Origin of the sequence: Metabacillus sp. 22489 (assembly GCF_052044855.1) — a bacterium.
Classification (GTDB): domain Bacteria; phylum Bacillota; class Bacilli; order Bacillales; family Bacillaceae; genus Metabacillus; species Metabacillus niabensis.
Genome location: NZ_JBQENT010000070.1, coordinates 1 through 16126, shown reverse-complemented (window position 1 = coordinate 16126; position 16126 = coordinate 1). Strand labels below are relative to the sequence as shown.

General features: G+C 32.8%; 15 protein-coding genes. 13 read left to right on the top strand and 2 right to left on the bottom strand.

Annotated elements, in window-relative coordinates; translation table 11 throughout:
• From ACTJJ9_RS24820 to ACTJJ9_RS24775, 10 genes are all read left to right on the top strand, one after another.
• Positions 1-192 (top strand): hypothetical protein (locus ACTJJ9_RS24820; RefSeq protein ID WP_440768977.1); only part of this gene is annotated, 192 nt, incomplete at its 5' end.
• Between the two features lie 90 nt (positions 193-282).
• A complete protein-coding gene (locus tag ACTJJ9_RS24815; RefSeq protein WP_145585043.1) occupies positions 283-1098 on the top strand; it encodes a TnsA endonuclease N-terminal domain-containing protein in 816 nt (271 codons plus the stop codon).
• Entirely contained in the window at positions 1099-3207 is a 2109-nt protein-coding gene (locus tag ACTJJ9_RS24810) for a DDE-type integrase/transposase/recombinase (RefSeq protein ID WP_145585045.1), read from the top strand. It begins immediately after the preceding gene.
• Between the two features lie 8 nt (positions 3208-3215).
• Entirely contained in the window at positions 3216-4856 is a 1641-nt protein-coding gene (locus ACTJJ9_RS24805) for an ATP-binding protein (RefSeq protein ID WP_145585046.1), read from the top strand.
• 10 nt (positions 4857-4866) lie between these two features.
• Positions 4867-6765: a TnsD family Tn7-like transposition protein gene (locus ACTJJ9_RS24800; protein WP_145585049.1), complete on the top strand. Its 1899-nt coding sequence runs from the start codon at positions 4867-4869 to the stop codon at positions 6763-6765.
• A gap of 687 nt (positions 6766-7452) precedes the next feature.
• Positions 7453-8043 (top strand): TetR/AcrR family transcriptional regulator, encoded by a 591-nt coding sequence (locus tag ACTJJ9_RS24795; RefSeq protein WP_145585051.1) that lies wholly within the window; start codon positions 7453-7455, stop codon positions 8041-8043.
• A gap of 63 nt (positions 8044-8106) precedes the next feature.
• Positions 8107-9474 (top strand): MFS transporter, encoded by a 1368-nt coding sequence (locus ACTJJ9_RS24790; protein WP_145585053.1) that lies wholly within the window; start codon positions 8107-8109, stop codon positions 9472-9474.
• Positions 9475-10195: 721 nt separating this feature from the next.
• On the top strand, positions 10196-10381 hold the full coding sequence (locus tag ACTJJ9_RS24785) for a hypothetical protein (RefSeq protein ID WP_145585055.1): 186 nt from the start codon (positions 10196-10198) through the stop codon (positions 10379-10381).
• Between the two features lie 127 nt (positions 10382-10508).
• Positions 10509-10616, top strand: a complete 108-nt coding sequence (locus ACTJJ9_RS24780; RefSeq protein WP_095303209.1) for an LPXTG cell wall anchor domain-containing protein — start codon at positions 10509-10511, stop codon at positions 10614-10616.
• A gap of 291 nt (positions 10617-10907) precedes the next feature.
• Positions 10908-11612, top strand: coding sequence for a class A sortase (locus ACTJJ9_RS24775; RefSeq protein WP_145585057.1), 705 nt, complete (start codon positions 10908-10910; stop codon positions 11610-11612).
• Between the two features lie 96 nt (positions 11613-11708).
• Here ACTJJ9_RS24775 and ACTJJ9_RS24770 read toward each other — a convergent pair whose 3' ends face one another.
• Positions 11709-12650 carry a helix-turn-helix transcriptional regulator gene (locus ACTJJ9_RS24770; RefSeq protein WP_145585059.1) on the bottom strand — a complete coding sequence of 314 codons (942 nt, stop codon included), beginning with the start codon at positions 12648-12650 and terminating at the stop codon, positions 11709-11711.
• Positions 12651-12737: 87 nt separating this feature from the next.
• On the opposite strand from ACTJJ9_RS24770, the gene ACTJJ9_RS24765 reads away from it, so the two are divergent.
• Positions 12738-13181 (top strand): VOC family protein, encoded by a 444-nt coding sequence (locus tag ACTJJ9_RS24765; RefSeq protein ID WP_145585390.1) that lies wholly within the window; start codon positions 12738-12740, stop codon positions 13179-13181.
• Positions 13182-13439: 258 nt separating this feature from the next.
• Here ACTJJ9_RS24765 and ACTJJ9_RS24760 read toward each other — a convergent pair whose 3' ends face one another.
• The gene (locus tag ACTJJ9_RS24760) at positions 13440-13616 is read right to left on the bottom strand and encodes a hypothetical protein (protein ID WP_174879892.1); all 177 of its coding nucleotides are present in this window, start codon (positions 13614-13616) and stop codon (positions 13440-13442) included.
• A 510-nt stretch (positions 13617-14126) separates the two neighbouring features.
• Between ACTJJ9_RS24760 and ACTJJ9_RS24755 the strand changes: the two genes are divergently transcribed.
• Together ACTJJ9_RS24755 and ACTJJ9_RS24750 are read left to right on the top strand one after the other, a co-directional pair.
• Positions 14127-15377 (top strand): MFS transporter, encoded by a 1251-nt coding sequence (locus ACTJJ9_RS24755; RefSeq protein WP_145585389.1) that lies wholly within the window; start codon positions 14127-14129, stop codon positions 15375-15377.
• A gap of 152 nt (positions 15378-15529) precedes the next feature.
• Complete coding sequence (locus tag ACTJJ9_RS24750; RefSeq protein WP_145585388.1) at positions 15530-15967, top strand: Hsp20/alpha crystallin family protein; 438 nt, start codon at positions 15530-15532, stop codon at positions 15965-15967.
• Positions 15968-16126: the final 159 nt, after the last annotated feature.

Below are 16126 nucleotides of genomic sequence, written 5' to 3'. Positions count from 1 at the left end.
ATGGCGGAAGTTATAGATTATCAAACGCTTTATCACGTGCAAGATAAATTAAAACGATTGGGTGGCAAAACTCTGCAAAATTTCTTGCGCAACTATGCACTTTTTTCTTGCAAAATACACCATTGGGTTTTTTTATGTAATGAAAGGTTTGCTAAACATCGTTTACTATTAAAAAAAATTAAATATGTTTAATTAACCGATGTTTTATTATTTTGAATCAGCAATTGAATTTTAGTTGTTTTTATAATAAGAAAACCTTTATTGAGGTGTTAGAAAACAAATATGAAATATAGGTGCAAATGGACTGAGAAAAGCATAGAAAGAAGAATAAAAAAAGGATTTGGGCAGGGTTATAAAGAGAATTATAAGCCGTGGCTTACGGTACAAGATGTCCCATCAATTGGAGTGGTTACCCGCGTAAAAGGGAAAATTGTACCAAGGGTATACCACTTTATGTCTAAACTAGAACACCAGTATTTTTGTATCCTTGAATGGTCTAATAGAGTAAAGGATATAAGAGAACAATTCCCACTGATTCAAAGGGAGGATGCTCAATACATAGCAGAGCAAAAAGGTATTACATATCCAGTTTATCCGATAACAAAGATCCCAGTTGTATTAACAAGTGATTTCGCAATTCAATTAGATGATGGAACTGGAAAACTAAAGGAGATAGTACGTACAGTTAAGCCATCAAATGAGTTAAAAAAGCAAAGAGTGTTAGAAAAGTTGGAAATAGAACGGGAATATTGGAAACGTAAGGGGATAGACTGGGGGATTGTTACAGAAAAAGATATGTGTCCGGAATTAATTTATAATTTGAATTTTTTTAGAGGAGCTTATTACTTTAATAAAAATTTCCCTGTATTGGAATTAGCACCATATATTCTTGAGGGGATATTTAATAATCAAAATCAGTTGGTTTTAAACTTACTTCATAGTTTGGATTGTAGTTTAAATAAAGAGGCTGGAACGTTTTTATCGATTTTTAAGTTTTTATTAAGTAGGAAGTTAATTGTAATTGATATGTCTAAAAAAATAGATTTACAAAACTTACATTGTAAGGAATTAACTATAATTGGAGGTGCCAATCTATAAATGCTTTATAAAAAGATGGTTCTGGAGGTAAAAGAGCCGGATAGAATCAGATACTTCAGAGTAATCTGGATTGATGAAAACGGTCTCAATATGTATTTAATTGATATTTATGAACGAAACGCTAAACCATTTATTGGTAATATTGAGGAATATGAAAACTTAATCAAAAATGATTATGCAAAGATAGTAGAAGAGCCTTATCTTAAACAATCTAACTTAACTCCCAAAAGTGAAGAATTATGGAAAAAGCGAGTGAAGATTTTAAATATGCTTATGGAGGAAATTGGAACACCTGCTATCTTTAATATCAGTAGTATATGGAAAAAGTTTACTAATCTTGAAAGTTCTTTAGGATGTTCAGCAAATTATATGAAAAAAATTCTGCGTTTATATTGGCGGAATGGATTAAATGAGTATGCATTAATCCCTACTTTAGGTAGGAGGAAAATTTTGGATGTTAATAAACAAGCTCTAAGAATGCCAGAAAATAAAAAGGATCAAGGTTCAAAATGGAAGGATATCATATTATTTTCCTTTGAAAAATATTACAAAAAAAATCCCAAGGCTACATTGGAGTCCGCTTACAGAGAAATGCTAGAAATTCATTTTACCCAAAAAATCCAAGTTGATGAAGTTACAAGATATAAATTGGATGAAGAATATCCTTCATATTGGCAATTTGAATATCATACTAGGCATCTCAGATATACTGAAGATACTCTAAGAAAGAGATGGGGTTCAAAAAACTTTGATTTGAAAGGCAGAATGATATTAGGTGCAACCCAAGAAAAGGTATTTGGTCCGGGGAGTGTATTTCAAATAGATGCTACTATTGCTGATGTATATATTGTATCAAGTATTAATAGGGAGGACATTATTGGAAGACCAGTACTTTATTTTGTGACTGATTCTTTCAGCCGTCTAATTACAGGTCTATATTGTGGCCTTGAAGGTCCATCTTGGATTGGGGCTATGATGGCTTTAGTCAATTCAGCTTCAGATAAAGTTACTTTTTGTAAAGAATATGGGATAAAAATCACTGAGGATGAATGGCCTTGTGCTCATATTCCAGAGGCAATACGCGGAGACCGAGGAGAATTAATTAGTAAGAACGCTGAGGAAATGGTGAGGTTGCAGGGTATTGAAATTGAAAACACACCGCCATTTAGGGCTGAATTGAAAGGAGTAGTTGAAAGAAAATTTGGAATTATTCAAGGGAATATCAAACCTTTTATTCCTGGCTATGTGGACAAGGATTTTAGAGAAAGGGGAGCAAAGGATTATAGAATAGAAGCTGCACTTACGCTACAAGATTTCACAAAAACCATTATTTTAGAGGTTCTACAACATAATAAGCAATTAATAAAGGGATATAGAAAAACAAAGGATTTATTAAAAGATAAAATCATTGCTAGACCGATTAATTTATGGAAATGGGGAATCCAAAACCAATCAGGCATACTCCAAAAAATTACTGATAAAGAAATGAAATTAACATTAATGCCAAGTTATGAAGCAACAGTCACACCACAAGGATTGAAATTCCGTGGAGCGTTCTATACAAGTTCAAAGGCAATTCGTGAAGAGTGGTTCTCAAGGGCGAGAGTTCGTGGAAATTGGAAAATAAAAATTCGGGTAGATGAAAGAAATTGCAATTATATTTATTATTGGGATGAGCTTACAGATGATTTAGATCATTTCCAATTAGTTCCCTTTGATAGAGAAAGATTTGCAAATTTATCTTTCGATGAGGTCGCAACCACAATAGCATTTGAAAATTATCGCAATAGAAATGCAAAAAAGGCACAATTGGAAGATGAAATTAATAAAAATGCAAGAGTTCGTGAAATTACAACCCAAGCAATAAAGGAAACCGAGCAAAGTATAACAGGAATTTCTAACAAAAAAAGAACTGAAGGTATACGCGATAATCGTTCTATGGAAAAAGAGGAAATAAGGAAATTAGAAAGCTTTACCTTTGGTGAAGATGTTCCTATATCAAAAGATTTTGATAAACAAAAGACTGTTAAACCAAAATCATCTAAATCTGAAGATAAACTAGATCTTTTTGAAATTCTAGATACGATTGAGAAAGAATCTGGTTGGTAGGAGATAAAATGGATAACTTAGATTATAGGATTCTTGAACCCTTTGAAGCTGTATATACAGAAAGAAATATTGGATTATATAAAAATAATCCTTATATTGATGCCCTTCCTCCTTTGCTTGATCGAGCTGAAGTGATAAAAATGTTAGTATCCTTTCCCGATTACGATGAAGAGGAAAGAATACTTAGTGTGGCTGAGAGAAAGTTAATGGTACAGAATTTGTTTGATTACTATTATCCCACGGAAAGAACACTAGAAATGTATGAAAAAATAACAGCTCTTTTGTGTACCGGTTATTCTTCTAGAAATCCATTAAGTAAACAATTTTACCAACAAGCAAAGGCAATAAGTAAACCAACAAAATTGTATCCTTATCAGGTAAAAAAGACAAAAAAAACCTCTGCAAGTAATAATGGGTTGGCGGTTGTGGGGATTTCAGGTATTGGAAAAACGAGTGCAATAGAAATGGCACTTTCGTTATACCCACAATGCATAATGCATACTGAGTATAAGGGGCATAAATGTTCTTTTGTTCAATTAGTATACTTAAAGTTAGAATGTCCTTATGATGGATCGATACAAGCATTGTGTAGACAATTCTTTTTCGAAATAACAATGTTATTCGGTGAAAACAGCTATTCATATCATTTAAGAGGAGATATGAAGACGAAGGAATACTTAGAAAAAATGAAGTTAGTGGTTCATCAACTTGGTTTAGGTATGCTAATTATAGATGAAGTACAGAATTTAAGAGAAGCAAAGGGAAACGAGCGAGAGCAAATGCTAAACTTCTTTGTTAGTTTAAGAAATGAGTTAAATATTCCTGTGGTTTTAGTAGGAACACCTAAAACTTACCCTATTTTGCAAGGTGATTTTAGAAATACACGTAGGGGAATAGGACAGGGAGGCATTGAATGGGGAGCTCTTGAAAAAGATAATCCATATTGGCAAAGGTTACTTCGGGGTATGTGGAGGTACCAGTGGACAAATGTTAAAACACCCCTTACTCCAGAAATTGAAGAAACATTTTATGATGAATGTCAAGGAATTACAGATGTATTAATAAAACTTTATATGATGGTTCAATTGCGAGCAATGGATAAAAAAGATGAAACAATAACGACGGATTTAATTCAGAATACCGCCAAAAAGGACTTTGCATTAATACAGCCTATGATAAATGCGATTAGGAATACTGATCTTGAAGCACTTTCGAGATTTGAGGATATCCGTCCTCCAGATATGGAAGAGTTAATTCAACAACACATCCTAGAATCTTCTAAAAAGCAGGAGGTTATTATTCATCGAAGGATGTTAAAAGAACTCCAAAAACAACAGAAAAAAACCTTTAGAGAAGAATTATTTAATGCACTCTTGGAAGCGAACTTTCCGAAAACTCGTTCAAAGGCTGCTGTTAGTTATGTCCTTGAAGTACTTGGGAATGAATTAGATTTTGATAGAGGCTTGGAGCTTGCCAAGGAATACCTAAAATCAAGAGCTTCTAAAACAAGAAAACAAAAAGAAGTAGATGATCTATCGGAAGAAGACTTAAGAAAGCAATCTGAAAATAATCAAGAAAGCAGCGAATCGTATAATAATATAAAAAGAAAGGGATACATACCAGATATAAATCAGGAACTAGGATTTTAGGTGATTTAATATGATACTAAACTTTCCATATCTTCATAAGGATGAAATATTATATAGTGGGATAGCTCGTTATTTTGATTATCTAAATGAAGACAGAATAAAATGGGTAACAGAACATTTATTTAGTTCTAGGGGATTTCGATCAACGGTGGGTTTTCCCTCTGGATTAAATAATCTCTATGATAATTTTCCAAAAGGAAGTCCTTATACATCTAGTTACCTAGTAGACAACCATTCGTTATATCCCTTATTTCGCCCTTTTATTAATTTACTTCGGCACGAAAAAATAATAAATGATATGTTATTTAAAAATGGGAAAGGAATTATGACACGAGTTGGAGCAGTTGCTTCAATAATACCTAATAAAAGGAATCTTTATTATTGTACCTCTTGCATTAAGGAGCAAATGGACCAAAAAAACACTCAATATTTGGACGTTTTCTGGAATAGGGTTCACCAGTGTCCTGGAGTATATGTATGCCATAAACATAGAGAGTGGTTAAAACAAACAACATTTTCGTTGGATGAAATAAATCAACATCTGTATGTCTCTGTTGGGAGTCTTATTGACGCATCAAAATTAGAGCTTAACGGAGTTCCAATTGAAGAAAATAAAATAAATAATCTTCACGCTAGAATTGCAGAAAATGTGGAGTGGATTCTTAATAATAATTTGTTACCAAGAGATTTAAATTATTACCGTTTGAGGTATATGGAATACCTTAAATTAAAAGGAATTGCAAAACCATCTGGACGTGTAGATGTTTTAAGACTAAAAGAATTGTTTTTGGCTAATTATCCAAAAGAATTTCTTCAGCAGCAACATTCATATTTTGATATTAACGATGAACAGACCTGGGTTCAGATGATTATTCAGAAAAACCGGAAAGCCTTCCATCCAATAAGGCACATTTTAATGATAATGTTATTAGACGATACTGTTTCTGACTTTTTTACAAAAGAATATACCTATTCTCCTTTTGGCAGTGGACCCTGGGATTGTAATAATCCAGTTTGTTCAAGACAAACAGAATTAATTAGTATAAATTATTCAAGAGACTGTAAACAGGAATTTGGAGATTTTCTGTGTGAATGTGGTTTTAAGGAACGACGATATTTAAATGGTAAAAGGAAAGTTTTGTACTTTGGTCAGGTGTGGGAACAAGAGTTGGTCAGTCTAATACAAAAAGGGGAAGGAATTTATCCTATTTCTAGGTTGCTAAATGCGGATATAGCTACAATAAAGAAATATGCACAAAAGAACAATATATTAGGTAAATGGCAACCTCCAAGATCATATATCCCAGTGGAGAAAAATCAAAATAATTTTATTAAGGTAAACCATTATAATATATGGAAAGATAGTATTAAAGAAAATCCTCATTTAAATAAAACAGCAATAAGAGCGTTGATTCCTGCAACTTATACGTGGCTATATCGAAATGATAAGGAATTCCTAACTGAAAATTCTCCATCTGTATCATCCCAATCAATAAAACAAGAAGGTAAAGTCGATTGGGGAGTTAGGGATATTGTAATGTTGAAAACAGTTAAATTAATATTAAAAAACTGGGATAAAGATAATAAAAAGCCGAAAAGGAAAACAAAAAGCTCGGTTGTTAAAAAAACGCAAAAATTTTATTGGCTATATAAACACCCAGAGTACTTTCCAAAAACACTTGCTTACCTTGAATCAGCAGTTGAATCAGTTGCGGATTTTCAAATAAGGCGGGTTAAATGGCTACTTAATAATGACTTTAAAAAAAGAATGGTTAAGGAGTGGCAAATATATAGCAGAGCTGGTTTACGTTCAAATATTGAAGAAAGGGTTAAAATCATTATCAGAGAAGAAGTAACTTTACATAATATAAAAGTCTCTAAAGTGATGCCTGTAAATGAAGAAAAATAAAAACTCTATTTTTAAACGTTAATATGGTCAAGGACCATTTTTTTAATATTAACTGTGTTTAAGAAGGATATTGGACTTTATTTATTAATAAGTGAAAAGGAGTAATGTACATAGTAAAATAACAAACGAACTAATAATGTAACAATTGTATTTTAAAAACTGAAATAGATTAGTTATTTTATGGATTAAAGATTTATTTACATTAATTATTGAATTATTAAAGAAAGGGTTTGTATGTAGATTAATGAAAAAATTCAATTAACTGTGAATGCCTTTTTTTCTTGTAAGTTTTGAGTAACTTGTAAATGTTGTTTTTGGTAGGTCAAAAAGTAAAAAAGTTGTTCACAATAAAATCAAGCTTTATGGTAACTATTTTTGAACGATTTTTTTCCTTGATGACATTATTATTATAAAATTTGTTTTAAAAAACCTTTTACCAAAAATTATTGGTAAAAGGTTTTTTTATTTTTAACCTAATTAAGTTTAGGATAAAAAACTAATTTATAGGTACCATCTACTGTGCAAATGAAACGAAGCTATCATTTATTTCAATTCATAACCTGTTACATTACGATTTTATATACATTTTGGAGAAATTTAAGGTATTTGCTTGTTGACAAAAAATAGTAAAAGGAATATATTAATGTCAGTTAGTACTGACAATCCATAGGGGGAAATTTATTATTTATGGTTTCGAATCGAAAACAAGAGACAAGTGAAAAAATTATAACAACAGCAATAGATCTTTTTTCTGAAAATGGATATAAAGGAGTAACAACTGAGGAAATAGCAAGGGAAGCGGGTTTCAGCGAAAAGACGCTTTTTAGACATTTTCAAAGTAAACAAAATTTATTGGAAAAAGCGATTGATCGATATCATTATGGTGAGGAAATGCGAACCATTTTTGAAAGCAAACTTGTCTGGAGTTTGAAAGAGGATTTAGAGTTAATTAGCCAAAATTACCATCGAATTATGTTTCAAAATCGAAAGCTCCTAAAAATGCTTATGAAGATAGGGGAGAATGTTCCTGGAATACACCAATATTCTCATAGACATCCTGAGCTATTAAAGGAATATTTAACAAACTATTTCGAAGAGATGAAGAACAGGGGGAAAATTATTCCGATTGATGCGGAAAAAATGGCTATTACGTTTCTTTATATGAATTTTGGGTTTGCAAATGGCAGAATGAACGGAGATGCCTCCTTTAAGGAAGGAGAGTTTGAAAAGCTCCTAAATGCTAGTATCACATTATTTATTAGGGGATTAACCCCCTAATATGTCTTTTGACTATAATGTCAGTCAGTACAGACATTCATTTTGAAAAGGGGAAGTGAAGAAATGAATAAAGAATTGAAAAAACAAGGTAATGAAAAATTATTAATGATTATGATGCTCACTGTAACTCTCTCATCAATGAGTATATTGATGTTTAATTTTGTTCTCCCGCAAATAAGCAAAGAATTTCAGCTTACAAATTCACAGGTAAGCTGGGTTACTTCAGCATACACACTTTTATATGGGATTGGTACAGCGATTTACGGAAAACTTGCAGATCGCTATAAGCTGAAAAATTTATTAATCTTCGGTTTATTACTTTTTGCATTTGCATCCTTATTAGGCTTCTTCTCTCATTCTTACCTTCTCTTACTAGTAGCAAGATGTTTACAAGCGGCTGGTGCAGCGACAATTCCAGCTACAGCAACTCTCATTCCAATCAGATATTTCCCTCTAGAAAAAAGAGGTACAGCAATGGGGACAGTGTTTATTGGGACGGCTCTTGGAAGTGCGATTGGACCAATTGTTTCTTCGTTAGTTGTTACTATTGTAAACTGGCGATGGCTGTTTTGTATCCCTTTATTAGTTCTGTTGACATTGCCACTTTATATGAAGTACTTAGGTGATGAGGAAGGAACGAATACTAGGATTGATTGGTTAGGAGGTGGACTGTTAGCGCTGAGCGTAGCCCAATTTTTACTTGGTGTAACAAATAATGTGATGTGGGTTACAGGAGGGATTGCTGTTCTCGTCTTATTTATATATCGTATTCGTTTAGCAAAGTATCCTTTTATTCAACCTCAATTATTTAAAAACAAAACATATATTTCATATTTAATATTGGCGTTTCTTGTAACGGGTATAGGTTATTCACTATTCTTTTTAACTCCTTTATTCTTAGCAGATGTTCAAAATCTCCCAGTTAATTTAATTGGTTTAGCAATGGTACCAGCTGCAGCTGCAACTGCATTATTAAATAGACAAGGAGGAAAGATTGCAGATTCAAAAGGAACGCCAACATTATTCTTTCTTGCATCTAGTTTATTAATCATTTGTTTTTTCATGCTATCTACATTTATTTATTCAACCTCAATGTTAATTGCGATATTTTTAATAATCGGGAATGTTGGCCAATCATTTATGATGATCGTTATGTCAAAATCGATTTCCTTAACATTACCTAGTGAACATTCAGGTGTAGGTATGGGGTTATTAATGATGCAAAATTTCATTTCAGGATCTATCGCTATTGGGATATATGGGAGAGCAGTTGATATGGCAGGGGAAAGTCCGTGGAATCCTTTTAATCAGCTATCAATTGGTACGACATTCAGTAATATTTTCTTTGTATTGTTTGCTTTACATGTGTTTATATTGATTGTTTATATACTAAGTAGAAGAGTAACTAGGAGTAAAAACATTATGAATTAACCATTAATTGATTTTCTAGGTTTAGTCAATAATCAGTCAAAATTCGTACTGGATTCAAATATGGGTCCAGTTTTTTGTTATTACTCAGAAATAAGGCCACCATTGTATTATGAAAAATTCCCCATTCTCCAAAATTAACCCCTAAGAAAAGACCTGATTCACAATAGAACGGTAATCTAAACGATATTAAACATTCTAATGTCCTGAAGCCGATTAACTTTTTTATTTTTTAAATTGTTAATCGTATTGATATCTTATGTTGAACTTGCAGGTGCGAATAAACTACTAAGCATATAAGTCAATAGGAGTAGCCTGATAATCCTCTAATAATTGACAAATATCCCCCTTTTTTATAAAAAAATCACAGTAAATTGAAGTAAAATGTTGAATATTTTGTAATATTAGTTCGAATCTACCTTGTTTGTCTCGATAAATTCAATATATCATTAAAATGTCAACGGATAAATATTTCCATTTCCTTATGTTGATAGTATTTTCAAAAACTAAATATTTAAGGACAATATTGATCCCTCCAAATACATCAAGGTTTATCCTACAAAAGTACTATAATATAAACTCGATTATTTATATGACTTAAGTCTTTATTAATGTCGTCGTTTCTCCCTTTTAAAAGATAATCCAAATGTAATAGGGTCATTTATAAAAGGGGAATGATAAAGGAAGTTTAGTATTTTCATAATTTTAAGGAGGTGAGAATGTCTTGTATAAGAAGTCGATGTTTTTTGTTGTCATATGTGCATTATTACTAATTACCGCTTGTAAGGCAGATGATTCAGCGAAGTCATCAGATAGTAAGAAAAATGAAGAAAAGGATTCTGTACATATTCAAGAGGAAAAAGTAGAACAAAAAACAAATCCAGCAACTGTAGAAGTTGATAATTCATAACAGGTAAGTGCTAAATGTAAAAGTACCAGCTTAAGGTGATGTCCCTCCTCCAAACGACGGAGATAATAACAATGATGGTACAGACCCTGTAAAGCCAGACAATGAACCAGCAAGAGATCCACAAAAGCTGCCACAAACAGGTGAAGACCAATCAAATTACATTCTGATTGGATTACTGATGATCGGAACTGCATTAATTGGGCTGTTAGTGAGAAGAAGATATTTAACAAAATAATCTAATAAGTTATGAAACTAGCACCTAAAGATAAATTTATAGTTACAATTTATTTTTAGGTGCTTTTTCGAAATTTGGATTTAATAGTGTGAAGCTTTGTTTAATGAATCGAGTATTTAAAAGAGATATAGAGGATTCTAAATACTTCTTTTTGATTAACTTATCTATTGGTAATTTTATTCGATTCGAAACTAAGTAAGTTAAAATAATACTTAAAAATAATCTTATAAAAATACTTTAATGAGCTAATTGTATAGTGAGAATATTTTTTCGAAATGATTAGGAGATTTTATGAGAAAGAAAAATCATAAAAAAATAATCAACCTGTTGCTTTGGACTTTGTTATTGTGTGGGACATTATTTTTATTTCATGAGCCAATAAAAAATCTGCTTGTATCGTTAGGAATAAACACAATAGGAATTGACAAGATAAGTGCCGACGATATTAAAAAAAATAATGGTAAGAATAGTTCATTTGATTTTGATGAAGTACAAGAACTAGATTTAAGAACAATTCTTATGGCAAATTTAAATAAAAATGATATTACAATTATTGGTGGAATTAGTATCCCAAGTGTAAATTTGAATTTACCAATTGGTAAAGGAACTTCAAAGTATACATTAGCTTTAACGGCTGGAACTTTGAAAGAGGAACAAGTAATGGGTGAGGGAAATTATGCTTTAGCAGGGCATCATATGAAACGTGACGATTTGCTGTTCAGTCCTTTATATAATGTTGAAAAAGGATCAGCCGTATATTTAACAGATTTAAATTACATATATGAATATAAAATATATGAGCAAAGAACGATAGAAGCAACAGATGTTGAAGTGATTGACGATATAGAAGGGGAGACGGTTTTAACCCTTATAACATGTGATGATGATGGTGAGACTAGATTATTAACGAGAGGTCACTTTGTACAGAAAACGACTATTGATGAGGCAAAGAAAGAGGCAAGAGATGCATTTAAGCTAGAAGTAAATAATAAATAAACGCCAATTAATTACCCCAAAGGAGAGCTATTAATCCAATGGGGTATTTTTTTGTTCACAGGAAAAGAATGAGTGAATTTTGTATACATTCTGAGACTATAAATGTTCGATTAAATCTAAATAATATTGCCGCAAATCCTCCTTTAGTTTCACAGGCTCAATAATTTTAATTGATTTCCCAAAGCCTGCAAGATATGTCATGATAAAGCTTGTTTCATTAGCCTCATATGAACCTACTAGAAATGTTCCCTCTCTCTCATAAAGCAATTTCATAGATGGGTAATGCTCCTGTTTAAATCGTTCAATTCCCGCTTGATTTGTCATCAAACATTTAAAATGAATCGCAGTTTTTGAAGGTTTCCAAAGGGAATGGGCGTTTTCGAACGTAATGTCAATAAGCTTTTCATCTGGTTGAATCGTTGTTGCCTCAGCTGATGTGATTCGATCACAACGGAACACGCGATACGCTTTTTTATTCATATCATAAGCCTGACAATACCAATATCCCTTCATCGTATAAATGGCAATCGGGTGTATAATGCGAGTGCTTTTTTTACTCGTTGTTAGGTACGTAATTTGCAGCACAATATTTTTAACTGCTGCCATTAATAACGTATCTAAATGTTCACTATCTTTGATTTGCTTTATATGATGGAACGCGATACGATTTTGCATCCTTTCAATTTCTTTACGTTGGTTTTCCGAAAGCTCATGTAAAAACTTATTGTGAATCGATTGAAAAGAGATTTGAAATGGTATTGTCGAGAAGCTCTTAAGCGATTGCATTGCAAAATAAAGTGCATAGATTTCTTGGTTTGTAAATGAGATTGGTGGGAGCTGAATTTGAGTAAGTAAACGATATCCACCATACCGACCATATTCTGCGTAAATGGGTGCTCCTAGTTCTTCTAATGCAGCAATATCTCTAATTGCAGTTCTTTTTGAGATTTGAAATTGTTCCATTAGGTCACGAAGAGTAAATTGTTGTTTTTGATTAATAAAACGGAGCATTTGATTAAGCCGTTCTGATTTTTTCATTCTAATCCCTCTTAATGGTGCCTTTATATGTCACCTTTATTGATTATAGTTGTAAGTGTAATCAAAAATGACTAAGGAGGCAATAATATGAATTTTGAAGTGATTCCATTTTTATCGTTAAATGGTCAAGCTGCGGCAGCAATAGCATTTTATGAGGAATACCTGGGAGCGAAGGTTATTTTTAAGAAAACCTATCAGGAAATGAAAGAAATGGTGCCAAATTTCAGCTATGAAGCAGGAAAAGATGATTATATTACACACTCTGTTCTAGAAATAGGTAGAAATAAGCTTATGATTGCAGAAGAAGAAATGGATACGACGCAACCTTGGCAACAAGGGAATAGCTTTTCATTATGTATACAATCAAAGGATTACAACGAAATTGATAAATTATATAGGTCATTAACTAAACATAAAGAGGTAACAGTTTTAGCCCCGTTTGAAAAAAACTCATTTAGTCCAGGGTATGGAATTATTAGAGATCCATTTGGGGTTGTAATCCAGCTATGTGTAACCGTTCATGACTTTTAATTGAAAAAAATAAAAAGAGGATGTCTCGAAGTTATTAGCCCCTTAGCTTTGAGACATTTCTTTTTACTTAACAAAAATTTTTAGTTTAAAAAGAAGGATTGTAACGAGACGTTTTAGAATTTACATTAAGATGAATTCTCTATATCTTTTAATGTATGATAGAAAGATGGTTTCACATACATTGTTGCTTTTCGATAGTATTTACTTTTCGTTAAATAGAAAAAATAAATTTAAGCACATATTTTTCCTATATTTACTTTACCCTTTTTTAGGCTTTTGGTATGTTGGTATCATGAATGTTCCTACTAGAAAGCTTGCAAACGAAAGTCCTCTTATTAAATCGTAATTTCCATTAGACTTAAAGAATAAAACATTTAAACACATTGCTATCGCACCTATTAATAATAGAATTATCCCAATTACTTTTCTATTCATTATACATAACTCCTAACTTCTCTTTTTAATAAAGGCTATGTTAAAGATTATTGTTAATTTTTAAGCACTTAGTTGAGTGGAGCGGATACGAGACCCTATAGACACTTGAGCTAAAGCAGCCTGGACCGTCGGCGGAAAGCAAATGTCTACAGTGGAAATCAACAAACAAAGTTTAATAGAGCCTTAATTAATAATGTAATGACCTTGATTAGCTTAGACAAATCTTTCTAAACTACAACCACTTGAAATAGATAATAGACATAAGTAATATTTTACTAAAAAATACAAATATTGTCACACATAAATACATTAAATTTGAGAAAAGAAGTAAAAAGAGTATGAATTCAATAGATTTTTTAATGGTTCCATTTATTCATCTCTTTTGAAGATTTAATAAACGCTAGAATTAAAAGAATCTGCTTCTGGGGGTGTTGACTCCAATTTACGGTTGTCCTTTTTTGAAGGAATGAAAAAAACTACTTAAGTACAAAAATAAAAGGTTGTGAAAAAATGTATACGGAAACAGAGCAAATATCGGGAAACTGGAAGAGGAATATTATCCTTTTTCTAAGTAGCCAAACAATATCTTTATTCGGATCAGCATTAGTTCAATATGCCATTATGTGGTATATTACGCTTGAAACAGAGTCAGGTGTTATGATGACCTTGTTCATTATCTGCGGCTTTATCCCGACATTCTTTTTATCTCCTTTTGCAGGGGTATGGGCAGATCGATATGATAGAAAACGATTAATCATGTTAGCTGATGGGATGATTGCAACAGCAACCTTACTGCTAGCGATCTTGTTTTTGCTGGGCTATGACTCATTCTGGTTACTGTTTGTAATGGCAGCAATTCGTGCGTTAGGTACAGGGATACAAACTCCAGCTGTTGGAGCGATATTGCCACAAATCGTGCCTAAGGATATGCTAACAAGGGTAAACGGAATTAACGGGAGCATTCAAGCGATCATTATGTTTATTGCTCCAATGGTTAGTGCTGCATTATTAAGTATGACATCAATTGAAATGATATTCTTTATTGATGTTGTGACAGCAGTGATTGCCATTTTAACATTGCTCGTATTTTTAAACACTTCATCGCATCGGAAGGCGTCAGAACAGCAACAGACGAGTTATTTTAATGATTTTAAACAAGGGATTGTTTATATAAGAAAGCATGCCTTTTTATTGAAGTTCTTTTTATTCTTTGCTGTATTCTTTGTTCTCATGGCCCCAGCCTCATTTTTAACTCCATTGCAGGTTACGCGAAGCTTTGGAAGTGACGTATGGAGACTAACGGCAATTGAACTAGCATTTTCGGTCGGGATGATGGTCGGTGGAGGCGTAATAGCTTCCTGGGGCGGTTTTCAAAATAGGATTAATACGTTGGCATTTGCAAGCTTTATTATGGGAGCCTGTACGTTAGGATTAGGTGTTGTTCCTAATTTTTGGGTTTACTTAGCGATTATGGCGATATTTGGGGTAGCGATGCCGATTTTTAATACACCGGCAAATGTCCTGTTACAGGAGAGGGTAGAAGAAAACTATTTAGGAAGAATTTTTGGTGTATTAGGGATGATTTCTACCTCGATGATGCCATTAGGAATGCTCATTTTCGGTCCAATCGCCGATATCATAAAAATTGAATGGTTATTAATCGGAACAGGGCTGTTCATATTAGTTCTTACTGTTTTCTTAATGAGGAATCGAACATTAGTTGAATCAGGAAAACCGGCAGGAGAGGAATCTGTTAGCTAATTTTACAAACTTTGCTTCGTAAAGCACCTTGATAAGTGATTTCAAGGTGTTTTTTGTTTTGCTATTAACGAACGATACCTGTGGGTTGAAGTGAATATTCTAACTAAAATTTGACATAATATCCGTGTAATCATTCAAAAGGAGGAGACAGAATGTCATTACATCCATATGTTCCGTTACATCGGTTTGCGAATTTAAGAAAAGACTTTGACCACTTTTTTCAGGACTTCCCTTCTATTATTGGAGATGAGCAATCCTTCGGAGGCATTAAAGTAGATGTCCATGAAACGGAGACAGAAGTTGTTGCTATTTGTGACATTCCGGGTCTTGAAAAAAAGGAAGATGTCGATATACAAATTGAACAAAGTACATTAAAAATTTCTGGTAGTATAAATCGGACAAATGAAGTAAAAGAGGAAAAGATGTATCGAAAAGAACGTTATGTGGGCAATTTTCATCGACAAATTCCGCTTCCTAGTCCTATTTCCGAGGAAGGTGTTAAAGCATCCTATAAAAATGGTGTATTAGAGGTACGGATGCCTAAGCTACAAAAGGAGTCAAAAAGGAGAATTGATGTAGAATTTCATTAAAGATTAGGGCCAGTCCTCGCTAATGGGGACTGGTCTTTAATGTGCGCCCGGCATGGGTACAGTCTATAGGGTGCAAGTCCCGAGCCACGAAGGTAGTAGTAGTGGTTAGTTTAACGCAAGGGTGTCCGTGGTGACGCGGAATCTGAAGGAAGCGGGCGG

What these genes read in the sequence shown, in the direction of transcription:
- ACTJJ9_RS24765 (WP_145585390.1), top strand. Translation starts at nt 12,738, where the DNA reads ATGAATTTTGAAGTGATTCCATTTTTATCGTTAAATGGTCAAGCTGCG.
- ACTJJ9_RS24815 (WP_145585043.1), top strand. Translation starts at nt 283, where the DNA reads ATGAAATATAGGTGCAAATGGACTGAGAAAAGCATAGAAAGAAGAATA.
- ACTJJ9_RS24805 (WP_145585046.1), top strand. Translation starts at nt 3,216, where the DNA reads ATGGATAACTTAGATTATAGGATTCTTGAACCCTTTGAAGCTGTATAT.
- ACTJJ9_RS24810 (WP_145585045.1), top strand. Translation starts at nt 1,099, where the DNA reads ATGCTTTATAAAAAGATGGTTCTGGAGGTAAAAGAGCCGGATAGAATC.
- ACTJJ9_RS24800 (WP_145585049.1), top strand. Translation starts at nt 4,867, where the DNA reads ATGATACTAAACTTTCCATATCTTCATAAGGATGAAATATTATATAGT.
- ACTJJ9_RS24775 (WP_145585057.1), top strand. Translation starts at nt 10,908, where the DNA reads ATGAGAAAGAAAAATCATAAAAAAATAATCAACCTGTTGCTTTGGACT.
- ACTJJ9_RS24770 (WP_145585059.1), bottom strand. Translation starts at nt 12,650, where the DNA reads ATGAAAAAATCAGAACGGCTTAATCAAATGCTCCGTTTTATTAATCAA.
- ACTJJ9_RS24795 (WP_145585051.1), top strand. Translation starts at nt 7,453, where the DNA reads ATGGTTTCGAATCGAAAACAAGAGACAAGTGAAAAAATTATAACAACA.
- ACTJJ9_RS24790 (WP_145585053.1), top strand. Translation starts at nt 8,107, where the DNA reads ATGAATAAAGAATTGAAAAAACAAGGTAATGAAAAATTATTAATGATT.
- ACTJJ9_RS24760 (WP_174879892.1), bottom strand. Translation starts at nt 13,616, where the DNA reads ATGAATAGAAAAGTAATTGGGATAATTCTATTATTAATAGGTGCGATA.
- ACTJJ9_RS24755 (WP_145585389.1), top strand. Translation starts at nt 14,127, where the DNA reads ATGTATACGGAAACAGAGCAAATATCGGGAAACTGGAAGAGGAATATT.
- ACTJJ9_RS24750 (WP_145585388.1), top strand. Translation starts at nt 15,530, where the DNA reads ATGTCATTACATCCATATGTTCCGTTACATCGGTTTGCGAATTTAAGA.